This window comes from Streptomyces sp. NPDC002773 (genome assembly GCF_040295605.1).
Classification (GTDB): domain Bacteria; phylum Actinomycetota; class Actinomycetes; order Streptomycetales; family Streptomycetaceae; genus Streptomyces.
In genome coordinates, this window is record NZ_JBEOVO010000004.1 from 115,688 (window position 1) to 128,124 (window position 12,437).

General features: G+C 71.9%; 8 protein-coding genes. 5 read left to right on the forward strand and 3 right to left on the reverse strand.

The window, feature by feature from the left end; genetic code table 11:
- Nucleotides 1-60 precede the first annotated feature (60 nt).
- From ABT034_RS07555 to ABT034_RS07575, 5 genes are all read left to right on the forward strand, one after another.
- Nucleotides 61-630, forward strand: a complete 570-nt coding sequence (locus ABT034_RS07555) for a hypothetical protein (protein ID WP_351212300.1) — start codon at nucleotides 61-63, stop codon at nucleotides 628-630.
- Nucleotides 631-757: 127 nt separating this feature from the next.
- The gene (gene lnt / locus ABT034_RS07560; protein ID WP_351212302.1) at nucleotides 758-2,347 is read left to right on the forward strand and encodes an apolipoprotein N-acyltransferase; all 1,590 of its coding nucleotides are present in this window, start codon (nucleotides 758-760) and stop codon (nucleotides 2,345-2,347) included.
- Nucleotides 2,348-2,372: 25 nt separating this feature from the next.
- Nucleotides 2,373-2,855, forward strand: coding sequence for an NUDIX hydrolase (locus ABT034_RS07565; RefSeq protein ID WP_351212304.1), 483 nt, complete (start codon nucleotides 2,373-2,375; stop codon nucleotides 2,853-2,855).
- 55 nt (nucleotides 2,856-2,910) lie between these two features.
- Complete coding sequence (locus ABT034_RS07570; RefSeq protein WP_351212306.1) at nucleotides 2,911-3,732, forward strand: 3-hydroxybutyrate dehydrogenase; 822 nt, start codon at nucleotides 2,911-2,913, stop codon at nucleotides 3,730-3,732.
- A 65-nt stretch (nucleotides 3,733-3,797) separates the two neighbouring features.
- The gene (locus tag ABT034_RS07575; protein WP_351212308.1) at nucleotides 3,798-5,690 is read left to right on the forward strand and encodes a helix-turn-helix domain-containing protein; all 1,893 of its coding nucleotides are present in this window, start codon (nucleotides 3,798-3,800) and stop codon (nucleotides 5,688-5,690) included.
- A 77-nt stretch (nucleotides 5,691-5,767) separates the two neighbouring features.
- Here ABT034_RS07575 and ABT034_RS07580 read toward each other — a convergent pair whose 3' ends face one another.
- From ABT034_RS07580 to ABT034_RS07590, 3 genes are all read right to left on the reverse strand, one after another.
- Nucleotides 5,768-7,135 (reverse strand): MFS transporter, encoded by a 1,368-nt coding sequence (locus ABT034_RS07580; protein WP_351212310.1) that lies wholly within the window; start codon nucleotides 7,133-7,135, stop codon nucleotides 5,768-5,770.
- A 235-nt stretch (nucleotides 7,136-7,370) separates the two neighbouring features.
- Nucleotides 7,371-9,143 carry a ThuA domain-containing protein gene (locus ABT034_RS07585; protein ID WP_351212312.1) on the reverse strand — a complete coding sequence of 591 codons (1,773 nt, stop codon included), beginning with the start codon at nucleotides 9,141-9,143 and terminating at the stop codon, nucleotides 7,371-7,373.
- 16 nt (nucleotides 9,144-9,159) lie between these two features.
- Nucleotides 9,160-12,006, reverse strand: a complete 2,847-nt coding sequence (locus tag ABT034_RS07590) for a carbohydrate-binding protein (RefSeq protein WP_351212314.1) — start codon at nucleotides 12,004-12,006, stop codon at nucleotides 9,160-9,162.
- Nucleotides 12,007-12,437: the final 431 nt, after the last annotated feature.

A 12,437-nucleotide genomic window follows, 5' to 3' on the forward strand; every position in this document is an offset into this window, starting at 1 on the left:
CGTGCGCGGACGGCTTCGCCCCGGCGCGCTGTCCAGGCCGATCCTGGGTACTCTCCCCCTATGAGGGAGCGCGCCCGGAACCAGCACGCCGACGAGCGGAGACCCGTCGTCTGGACCGGCCGCGCCACCAACCGTTTCCAGTGGGTGGCGGCCGCCGCCGGCGCCGCCTTCATGGCCCTCGGCATCACCATCGCCGTGGAGTCGCCCTGGACCTCCGGCATCGCGGCCCTCCTGATGGCCGTCGTCGGCTGCGTCGCCGCCGGACTGCTCGTCCTCTTCGGCACCCTCGCCTTCGTCCATGTGGCCGTGAAGGTCGACGACCTCGCCATGGAGGTCCGCTGCGGCCACATCGGCCTGCCGCGCCGCCGCATCCTCCTCTCCCACGTCGTCGGCGCGGACTTCGCACCGAGCGTCACCCCGCGCCACTGGGGCGGTTGGGGCTACCGCTGGCGCCCCGAGAAGGGCACGGCCGTGGTCGTCAGGCGCGGCGAGGGTCTGGTCCTGCGCCTCGGCGACGGGCGTACGTTCACGGTGACCGTCGACGACGCCGAGTCGGCGGTACGTGTCATCCGCGACCACCTCCGTCCCCCGACGACTCCGCCGGGACCGCCGGCGGCGACGGGCGTCTGAGGCCGGAGAGGCCACGTGAGCGCGCGCCCGTGCCCGTCCACCCGCGGTACGTCCTGGCAGGTCACGGGGTCCGTCCCGGTCCCTGCCGCCCTGCTGACCGGCAGGGACGACCCGTAGACTCCGCAAGGTGAGCGCCACCATCACCCCCGTCGACCCGTCCGGAACCGCCACCGCACCCGCGCCGGGTTCCCGGCTGCGGCGGTTCGTGCGGCCGGGCGCGGCTCTGCTGTCCGGGTTCCTGCTCTACCTGAGCTTCCCGCCCCGGCCCCTGTGGTGGCTCGCGCTGCCCGCCTTCGCCCTGCTCGGCTGGGCCCTGCGGGGCCGCCGCCTCCGGGCCGGGTTCGGCCTCGGCTACCTGGCCGGGCTCGGTTTCCTGCTGCCGCTCCTCGTCTGGACCGGTGAGGAGGTCGGCGCCGGGCCCTGGCTCGCCCTCGCCGCCGTCGAGGCGCTCTTCGTCGCCGCCGCCGGGCTCGGCATCGCGGCCGTCTCCCGGCTCCCGTGGTGGCCGGTCTTCGCCGCCGGGGTGTGGATCATCGCGGAAGGGGCACGCGCGCGCGTGCCCTTCGGCGGCTTCCCCTGGGGCAAGATCGCCTTCGGGCAGGCGGACGGGGTCTTCCTGCCGCTCGCCGCCGTCGGCGGTACGCCGGTGCTCGGGTTCGCCGTCGCCCTCTGCGGCTTCGGCCTGTACGAGGCGTACCGGCAGGTCCGGGCGTACCGGGCCACCGGCGCCGTCCCCCGCGGGCCGCTCGTCGTCGCCGCGCTCTCCGTGCTCGTCCCGGTCGGCGGCGCCCTCGCGGCCCTGCCCCTCGTCGACGACGCGGCCGAGGACGGCACCGCCACCGTCGCAGCCGTCCAGGGCAACGTGCCCCGTCTCGGCCTCGACTTCAACTCCCAGCGCCGGGCCGTGCTCGACAACCACGCCGCCCGCACCCGTGAACTCGCCGCGGACGTCAAGGCCGGCCGCGCACCGCAGCCCGACTTCGTCCTGTGGCCCGAGAACTCCTCGGACATCGACCCGTACGCGAACGCCGACGCCGCCGACGTCATCGACGGAGCGGTCCGGGCGATCGGCGTACCGACGGTGATCGGCGCGGTCGTCGCCCCCGAGACGGGCAAGCTCCGCAACACCCTCATCGAGTGGGACCCGGAGCGCGGCCCGGTCGCCGCCTACGACAAGCGGCACGTCCAGCCGTTCGGCGAGTACATCCCGATGCGGTCCGTCGTCCGCCTCTTCAACAGCAACGTCGACCGGGTGAGCCGGGACTTCGGCGCCGGTACGAAGATCGGCGTCTTCGACCTCGCGGGGACCAAGGTGGGCCTCGCCACCTGCTACGAGGCGGCCTTCGACTGGGCCGTGCGCGACACCGTCACCCACGGCGCGCAGCTCATCTCCGTCCCCAGCAACAACGCCACCTTCGGCCGCAGCGAGATGACGTACCAGCAGCTAGCGATGTCCCGGGTGCGCGCCGTCGAGCACAGCCGGTCGGTGGTCGTGCCGGTCACCAGCGGGGTCAGCGCGGTCATCCGGCCGGACGGCGAGATCGTCGCGCAGACGAAGATGTTCACCCCGGACGTCCTGGTCGAGAAGGTGCCGCTGCGCTCCTCGCTGACCCCGGCGACCCGGATGGGCACCCTGCCCGAGGCCCTGCTCGTGGCGCTCGGGGCCGCCGGCGTCGGCTGGGCGGCGTTCCGCTCCGTACGGGCCCGCCGCGGCTAGCGGGCCATGATCTAGGGTCGGATCCATGGCTACCCCTGACTTCATCCGGTCCCTGCGCGAGAAGGCCGGACACCAGCTCCTCTTCCTCCCCGGAGTGAGCGCCGTCGTCTTCGACGACCAGGGCCGGGTGCTGCTCGGCCGGCGCTCCGACAACGGCCGGTGGGCGGTCATCGGAGGCATCGTCGACCCCGGCGAGCAGCCCGCCGACTGCGCGGTGCGCGAGGTGTACGAGGAGACCGCGGTGCGCTGCGAGGTCGAGCGGATCGTGCTCGTCGAGACCCTCCACAAGCCCGTCGTCTACGCCAACGGCGACGAGTGCCAGTTCATGGACGTGTCCTTCCGCTGCCGCGCGGTGGGCGGCGAGGCACGGGTCAACGACGACGAGTCCACCGAGGTCGGCTGGTTCGACGTGGACGACCTGCCGGAGCTGAAGCGTTTCTCCCGGCTGCGGATCGAGAAGGCGCTGGCCGACGAACCCACATGGTTCCACACCACGGCAACCAGCTGAACTATGGGCTCGGCACACATCGGTGGGGGAGAAGCCCCTTCATAGGGTGCGGAGCATGAGACCCGCACCCGCATCCGTGGCGGCAGCCGCGCCCGCAGCCCAGACCCGTGCCGTCGTCCTCGACCTCACCGGCCGCACCGCGCTCGTCACCGGCGCGGCCGGCGGCATCGGGCGCGCCTGCGCGCTGCGGCTCGCCGCCTCGGGGGCCCGGGTCAGAGCCGTGGACCGGGCCGCCGAGGGCCTGGAGACCCTGGTCGAGGAGGCCGCCGCGCTCCCCGGCAGCCTCGAACCCCGGCTCCTCGACCTCACCGACCTGGACGCCGCGGAGGCCGCAGCGGCCGGCGCCGACATCCTCGTCAACAACGCCGGACTCCAGCTCGTCCGCCCCATCGAGGAGTTCCCGCCGGACGTCTTCCACACCGTTCTCACGGTGATGCTGGAGGCACCCTTCCGGCTCATCCGGGGTGCCCTGCCGCACATGTACGCCCAGGGGTGGGGCCGTATCGTCAACCTCTCCTCGGTCCACGGGCTGCGCGCCTCCGCCTTCAAGTCCGCGTACGTGGCCGCCAAGCACGGTCTGGAGGGCCTCTCCAAGACGGCCGCCCTGGAAGGAGCCCCGCACGGGGTGACCTCCAACTGCGTCAACCCCGGCTATGTGCGTACCCCGCTCGTCGAACGGCAGATCGCCGACCAGGCCGCGGCCCACGGCATCCCCCCGGAGCGGGTCCTCTCCGAGGTCCTCCTGAAGGACTCGGCGCTCAAGCGGCTCGTCGAACCGGAGGAGGTCGCCGAGGCCGTCCTCTACCTCTGCACGCCTCCGGCCTCGTTCATCACCGGCACCTCCCTCACCCTCGACGGCGGCTGGACCGCGCACTGAACGTTCCGGCGAAGGTTGTCCACAGGGGTGGTGCGACCACACGTTCGGCAGGTATCCCTGTGTCCATGTCCCACGAACACGTGTCCTACCTGGAGCTTCTCGCCCGAGGAGCAGCCACGGAGGCCTACGACCGGCCCGTGCTCCTCGCCCGTGCGAGCGGCGCGGGCCCCGAGGCGCTGGCCGAGCTCGAAGAGGCCAAGCAGCTCGCCCTGCGCGTCCGGGCCGAGCTGGAGGGGCGGCGGCGCCGCGAGGCGGAACTGTCCGCGCTCTTCGCCACCGCCCACGACCTCGCGGGACTCCGCGACCTCGACGCGGTCCTGCGCGCCATCGTCCAGCGCGCCCGCTCCCTCCTCGGCACCGAGGTCGCCTACCTCAGCCTCAACGACCCGGCCGCCGGCGACACGTACATGCGGGTCACCGAGGGGTCGGTCTCGGCGCGCTTCCAGCAGGTCAGACTGGGCATGGGGGAGGGGCTCGGCGGTCTCGTCGCCCAGACGGCCCGCCCGTACGTCACCGACGACTACTTCGAGGACCCGCGCTTCCAGCACACCCGGACCATCGACGCGGCCGTACGGGACGAGGGCCTCGTCGCCATCCTCGGCGTCCCGCTCAGCCTCGGCAGCCAGGTCATCGGCGTCCTCTTCGCCGCCGACCGCAGGGCCAGGGTCTTCGAGCGCGAACAGGTCGCGCTGCTCGGCTCCTTCGCCGCGCACGCCGCCGTGGCCATCGACACGGCCAACCTCCTCGCCGAGACCCGCTCCGCCCTCGCGGAGCTGGAACGGGCCAACGGCATCATCCGGGAACACAGCGGCGTCATCGAACGGGCCTCCGAGGTCCACGACCGGCTCTCCGAACTCGTCCTGCACGGCGGCGGAGTCCACGACGTGGCCGAGGCCGTCTCCGAAGTCCTCGGCGGCACCGTCGAGTTCAGCGAGGAGGGCGCCGGAGCCGCCCGCCGTGCCGGGGGCCACGCGGTCCGCGAGGGCGAGGACTGGGTCGCCGCCGTCTCCGCCGGCGGCGAGACCCTGGGCGCCCTCGTCCTCCGCGGACAGCCCGACCTCGACCCGGTCGACCAGCGCACCCTGGAGCGCGCCGCCCTCGTCACCTCCCTGCTGCTGCTCGCCCGCCGCTCCGCGGGAGAGGCCGAGCAGCGGGTACGGGGCGAACTCCTCGACGACCTCCTCGACGCCCCCGACCGGGACCGCCGCCTGCTCAGGGAGCGCGCGGCCCGGCTCCGTACCGACAGCGAAGCCCCGCACGTCGTGCTCGCCGCCCGGATCGACCGGGCCGGCGGCGGGGCCGACCCCGACGCCGCCGGCCGCGAGGGCGCCGACCGCCAGCGCCTGTGGTCCGCGGCCACCCACCTGGCCGCCACCCGCCACGGACTCGCCTCGGCACGCGACGGCGGTACGGTCCTGCTGCTGCCGCTCGGCCCCGGCGAGAGCGCCGCCGAACTCGCCCGGCAGACCGCGCGGAGCCTCGGCGGCACCCTCCGCGAACCGGTCACCGTCGGCGCGTCCGCCCCCGTACGGGCGCCCCTCGACCGGCCGGACCAGGTGGCCGTCGCGTACGAGGAGGCCCGCCGCTGCCTCGACGCGCTCGTCCTGCTGCACCGCGCGGGCCAGGGCGCCGCCGCCGAGGACCTCGGCTTCCTGGGCCTCCTGCTCGCCGACGGCCGGGACATCGACGGCTTCGTCGACCGGACGATCGGCCAGGTCGTCGCGTACGACCGGCGCCGCGGCACCGACCTCGTCCGCACCCTGGACGCCTACTTCGCGAGCGGCATGAGCCCGGCCCGCACCAAGGACGAACTCCACGTGCACGTCAACACGGTGGCGCAGCGTCTGGAACGGGTCGGCAGACTCCTCGGCCCCGACTGGCAGTCGCCGTCCCGCGCCCTGGAGATCCAGCTGGCGCTGCGCCTGCACGCGCTCGCGGACGCGGTCACGGGAAAGTAGAGAACGAGGAAAGCCCCGTGCCCCGCTCGCGAGGAGCGGGGCACGGGGCTGTGTGGTGCCGAACAGGGCGTGGGGGATCAGACGTCGGCGCGGACGGGGGAGTCCGCGGGGGTCCGCTCCTCGATCTCCCCGAGGTCGCGGTCGCGGGTCTCCTGGGCACAGGCGATGGCGACGACGGTGAGTAGCGCGGCGGCGATCACGTACAGGGCGATCGGGGTCGAGCTGCCGTAGTCGGCGAGGAGGGCGGTCGCGATGAGCGGGGCGGGCGCGCCGGCGGCCACGGAGGAGAACTGGGCGCCGATGGAGGCACCGGAGTAGCGCATCCGGGTCGCGAACATCTCCGAGAAGAAGGCGGCCTGCGGGGCGTACATCGCGCCGTGCAGGACAAGGCCGACGGTCACCGCGAGCAGCAGGCTGCCGAAGGAGCCCCGGTCGATGAGGGCGAAGAAGGGGAACATCCACGCCCCGACACCGATCGCGCCGATCAGATAGACGGGCCGGCGGCCGATCCGGTCGGAGAGCGCGCCCCACGCGGGGATGACGGCGAAGTGGACGGCGGAGGCGATGAGGACCGCGTTCAGGGCGGTCTGCTTGGACAGGTCGACCTCGGTGGTGGCGTACACGAGGATGAACGCGGTGATCACGTAGTACGAGATGTTCTCCGCCATGCGGGCGCCCATCGCGATCAGCACGTCACGCCAGTGGTGCTTGAGGACGGCGACCAGCGGCATCTTCTCGACCTGCCCGGCGACCGCCTTGCGCTCCTCGGCGGCGGCGAGGGCCGCCTTGAAGACGGGCGACTCGTCGACCGAGAGCCGGATCCAGAGGCCGACGATCACCAGGACGCCGGAGAGCAGGAAGGGAATGCGCCAGCCCCAGGAGACGAAGGCGTCGTCCGAGAGCAGCGCGGTCAGCGCGGAGAGCACACCGGTCGCGAGCAACTGCCCGGCCGGCGCACCGGTCTGCGGCCACGAGGCCCAGAACCCGCGCCGCTTGGCGTCCCCGTGCTCGGACACGAGGAGTACGGCCCCGCCCCACTCACCGCCGAGCGCGAAGCCCTGCACGAGCCGCAGCACGGTCAGCAGCACCGGAGCGGCGGAACCGATGGTCGCGTGGGTCGGCAGCAGCCCGATGGCGAACGTCGCCCCACCCATCAGCAGCAGGCTGAGGACCAGCAGCTTCTTCCGCCCGAGCCGGTCCCCGTAGTGCCCGAACACCAGCGCCCCGAGGGGCCGCGCGGCGAACCCGACCGCGTACGTCAGGAACGACAGCAGGGTCCCGACCAGCGGATCGGACTCGGGAAAGAACAGCTTGTTGAACACGAGCGCCGCGGCGGACCCGTACAAGAAGAAGTCGTACCACTCGATCGTCGTGCCGATGAGGCTGGCGGCGACGATTCTCTTCAGGGATCCGGGTGGCGTCGGGGAGGGTGTTGCGGCGGCCATGTGCACCACTTCCAGGCAGGGACGGGGACGTTTCGGTGTCGCCACACCGTAGGAAGTGGCAGGTCAGGGGCGTATGTGGTGGGACACCATAGTTCAACGCCGCCGCATGCGCCCGGCCGCCATGGCCCACTGCTGCTGCCCCTCTGGACTCCTCGACGGGGCCGAATCAGGTCCGGGCCGCACTGCGCCGCCACGCGCTACAGCGCGTGGCGGCGCGGGTCCGCTCACCTACCGGTCAGGGCAGGGTCCACTTCTGGTTGGCGCCGGTGTGGCAGGTCCACAGGTGGACGGCGGTGCCGTCGTTCCAGACGCCTCCCGAGGCGTCCAGGCACTTGCCGGACTGCGGGTTGCGGACGGTTCCGTCGGCCTGCGGGGCCCACTTCTGGGCTCCTGTGCCGTTACAGGTCCACAGCTGGACCTTCGTACCGTCCGCACTGCCCCCGCCGGAGACGTCCAGGCACTTGCCGAGGGCCTTCATCGTCCCGTCACCGGCGACCGTCCACGACTGGGCGCCCGTGCCGTTGCAGGTCCACAGCTGGATCTTCGTACCGTCCGCGGTCGCGGAGTTGTCGACGTCCAGGCACTTGCCGTTGACGCCCTTCACCGCACCCGGTACGGGGCCGGGCTGCTGCCCGCCACCCTGCTTGATCCGGATGTTGCGGAAGGCGACGTCGTCGCCGTCTCCGTGGTTCTGCAGACCGATGTGGCCCTGGCGCAGGCTTCTGGCAGGGTCGGTGTTGGTGAAGTCGTTGATCTTGCGGCCGTTGAGGAAGATCTCCAACCGCTCGCCGGTGACCCGGAGTTCGTACGTGTTCCACTCGCCCGGTGGGTTCAGGGCCGCGTCGCGCGCGGCGATGTCGGCGGACCGGAAGCCGTAGACGGCGCCCGTGGTGCGGTCGGCGGCATCGGTGGCGTCGATCTGGATCTCGTAGCCGTTGTTCACCGCAGACCACGGGTCGTCGGAGGCCGGGAAGCCCAGGAAGACACCGGAGTTGTCGTCCCCGGCGGCCCGCCAGTCCAGTTTGAGGGAGTAGTCGCCGGTGATCTCCTTGGCGGAGTGCCAGAGCATGCCGAGACCGCCCTGTGAGGTGAGGGTGCCGTCCGCGAGGGTGAAGCCGCCGGGACCGGCCTGCTTCCATCCGGCGGTGGACGAGCCGTCGAACAGGGCCGTGTACCCGGTCTCGGGGCGGCAGTCGGCGTCGGTCATCCCGGCGGCCCACCGGACTCCGCCGAGCAGGTGCCGCCGGAAGGCGGGGTCGGTGTACGACTCGTCGGTGTGACCACCCCCGGTGTAGAAGGCCCGGCCGCCCTGGTAGTCCTTGCACCAGGCGATCGGGTGGTCGCCCGCCATGTTCCCGCCGGAGTAGCTGGACTCGTCGAGCGCGGCGAGCACCCGGGCCGTGGTGCGCGGGTTGGTGCGGTAGTTGTACCACTCGTCGGTGCGCTGCCAGGTGGTGCCCAGGTGGGCGGTGGCGTCGTGCGCCCGGTCCTCGACCTTGACGGTGGCGGACTGGATGGCGGGGTGCGAGTGGAAGAGCGCTCCGGCCAGGCCTTCGTAGAAGGGCCAGTCGTACTCGGTGTCGGCGGCGGCGTGGATGCCGACGTAACCGCCGCCGGCCTTCACGTACTGCTCGAACGCGGTCTGCTGACCGGCGTCGAGCACGTCGCCCGTCGTCGACAGGAAGACGACCGCCTTGTACTGGGCGAGGTTGCCGGCCGTGAAGGACTGGGCGTTCTCGGTCGCGTCTACGGTGAAGTTGTTCGCCGCGCCGAGGCCTTGCAGCGCCGCGACGCCGTCGTCGATCGAGGAGTGCCGGTAGCCGGCGGTCTTGGAGAACACGAGGATCTTGTACGCGGGGTCGGCCGCGGCACGTGTCTCCGCGGACGCCGTTCGTGACTCCGCGGCCACCGGGGCGCTGAGGGCCGGGGGCAGCGCCGACGCCTGCGGCGCCAGGGCGAGCACGGCGCCGGCGAGCAGGCCGGCTACCGCTGTGAGAGGGGTACGCATCACGATCGCCTCCTTTCTACGGAAGGGTCCACTTCTGGTTCGAGCCGGTGTGGCAGGTCCACAGGTGGACGGCGGTGCCGTCGTTCCAGACGCCTCCTGAGGCGTCCAGGCACTTGCCGGACTGCGGGTTGCGGACGGTTCCGTCGGTCTGCGGGGCCCACTTCTGGGCTCCTGTGCCGTTACAGGTCCACAGCTGGACCTTCGTACCGTCCGCGCTGCCTCCGCCCGAGATGTCCAGGCACTTGCCGAGCGCCTTGACGGTGTCGTCGCCGGCGATCGTCCACGTCTGGGCGGCGGTGCCGTTGCAGGTCCACAGCTGGATCTTCGTACCGTCCGCGGACGAGGAGTTGTCGACGTCCAGGCACTTGCCGATGACCCCCTTCACCGGGCCCGAGCGGGTTCCGCCGCCGGAGGTGGTGAAGGAGAACTCGTCGATGTCGAACAGGGATCCGCTGCCGCCCTTGAAGACGAGGTGGAGCGTCGTCGTGCCGGCCGGCTGTCCCGCGAGCGGGGCGGTCACGTCCTGGAAGGTCTCCCAGCCGCCGGTGACCGGTACGGTCGCCGTGCCGAGCAGGGTGCCCGTCGGGGAACCGGCGCGGACCTCGATGGTCCCGCCCGCTCCGGCGGAGGAGACCCGGGCGGTGAAGCGGGTCACGTTGCCGAGCGCGTACGGCGTGAAGGAGATCCAGTCGCCGTTGTCGATGTAGCCGACGGTCTTGCCGCCGTGGGCGGGGGTGTGGGTGACCACCTGGACGCCGGAGGAGGCGCCGTGGTGCTCGGCCTGCCGGTGGGTGGGCTGGGTGATGTGCTGGTCGTGTGCGGTCAGGGCGGGCTGGCCGTTGGCGCCCTTGTCGGTGTACTCGGCGTCGACGACGCCGAAGATGTTCGCGTTGGGGTCGTGCTCGCCGTCGGCCAGGGTCTGCAGGGTGCCGGCGCAGCCGGTGGTCGAGGTCTGCGGATGGCCGTGGCTGTCGTGCCCGACGACGAACGTCACCTTGACCTTGGAGCAGTCGACGACTCCGTCCTCCGGGTCGGTGACGGTCACCCGGAACGGGATCGCGGCGCCGAAGTCGTAGACGCTTCCGGCGGCGGGCAGGTCGAGGCGCACCGTGGGAGCGGTGTTGCCGACCGTGATCTGCACGGAGGCCGTCGCGGACCTGCCGGTGGTGTCCGTGACCTTCAGGGTGGCGGTGTACTGGCCGTTGGCGGTGTACGTGTGGGAGGGGTTGGCCGCGGTCGACGTGGCGCCGTCGCCGAAGGTCCAGGCGTGGGTGAGGGCTGAACCGTCCGGATCGGTGCTGCCGGCGGAGGAGAACGCGACGGTGAGGGGCCCCTTGCCGGAGGTCACGTCCGCCTTGGCCTGCGCGATCGGCGCGAGCCCGCCGGTGACGTGCTCGATGCGGTAGAGGGCGGAGTTCTCGTCGCCGCTGAAGTAGCCGGTGCCGTAGTCGAGGACGTACAGGGCGCCGTCGGGGCCGAAGGCCATGTCCATCACCTGGGTGCCGTTCCAGGGGAACGCGTTGATGGACTGCACGGCGCCGTCGGTACCGGACTCGACGCGCTTGATCCAGCGGCGGCCGAACTCGCCGGCGAAGTAGTCCCCGTCGTACTCCTGCGGGAACTTCACGTCCGAGGTGGAGGCGGCGTCGTAGCGGTAGACCGGTCCGCCCATCGGGGACTCCGAGCCGCTGCCGAACTCCGGCACAGACCCGCCGTCGTAGGGGATCCAGGCGGACTGGGCGGCAGGAAGATCGGTGAGGCCGGTGTTGTTCGGCGAGGTGTTCCTGGGGGCGGCGCAGTTGAACGTGGCGCCCGACGCGCCGGTGGCGAAGTTGAAGTCGACGTAGGCGTCGTTGTCACCGGTGCAGTACGGCCAGCCGAAGTTGCCCGCCCTGGTGATCCGGTTGAACTCCACCTGTCCGGCGGGGCCGCGCGAGGGACTGGCGCTGCCGGCGTCGGGGCCGTAGTCCCCGAGGTAGACGATCCCGGTGGCCTTGTCGACGCTCATCCGGAACGGGTTGCGGAAGCCCATCGCGTAGATCTCGGGACGGGTCTTCGCGGTGCCGGGCGGGAAGAGGTTGCCGCTCGGGACCGTGTACGAGCCGTCGGCGTTGACCTTGATCCGCAGGACTTTGCCGCGCAGGTCGTTGGTGTTGCCCGAGGAACGCTGGGCGTCGTACGCCGGGTTGCGGGAGGGGCGCTCGTCGATGGGGGTGTAGCTGTCCGAGGCGAACGGGTTGGTGTCGTCACCGGTCGACAGGTACAGGTTGCCGGCCGCGTCGAAGTCGATGTCACCGCCGACGTGGCAGCAGAGCCCGCGCGACGCGGGGACGTCGAGGACCTTCTTCTCGCTGCCGAGGTCGAGGGTGCCGTCGGTCTTCAGGACGAACCGGGACAGCCGGTTGACCCCGTCGAAGGGGGCGAAGTCGGCCGCCGAGCCCTCCACGGGGGCGTCACCGCCCGGGGTGGCCAGCTTGGGGGCGTAGTAGAGGTAGACGTGCCGGTTCGACGAGAAGCCCGGGTCCACCGCGATGCCCTGAAGGCCCTCCTCGTCATGGCTGTACACGTCGAGCTTGCCCGCCACGGTGGTGGTCCCCGCGGCGTTCGTCAGGCGGAGGGTGCCGTCGCGCGAGGTGTGGAGGACGGAGCGGTCGGGGAGCACCGCGAGGGTCATGGGCTCACCGGTCTCGGCCACGCCCTTGGCGAGCGTCACCTGTTGGAACTCCGGTGCGGCCGCCGCGTGGGCGTCGCCGTCGTGATGCGTGGGCGCGGCGGTGGCCGGGGACACGGGCAGCAGACAGCCGATCGTGCAGGCCACGGCGGTGAGGAGGAAGCGAACGCGCTGATGTCGGAGCGTTCTCATGCGCACAGGGGTCTCCCGAAGTATGGGGGATGGCGGCAGCCCCATCGGTCTGCCGAGTGTGCCTACCGGCGCGCGCCGTCACGCGGTAGGAGCCGGTCGACGGATCTGTGACCGGTTCATTTCAAGGAAGTTAGCGGGCTTCGTCGGAGTCCGTAACCCGTTGCGCCGAAGGTGTCGCTACTTTCTCCACGGGCGGGACAAAGTGGCCACGGCACGTACCGGAGGGGTTCGCCTCGCTCGGATGCCGCACAGGCAACAGGCGCCCCCGGTCCGGTAGTTGAGTGAGTCTCAGAACTTTGACTGTCTTCAGGACAAAGCGTGGACGAGGGCGGAAGAAGTCCCTACTGTGTGCGACGCGACGGTGCGGGCCCCTGGACCTCCCGCCCGTGGCGCCTCCGTGTCCGGGACGACGGCGCGCCCCGGCAGCGGTG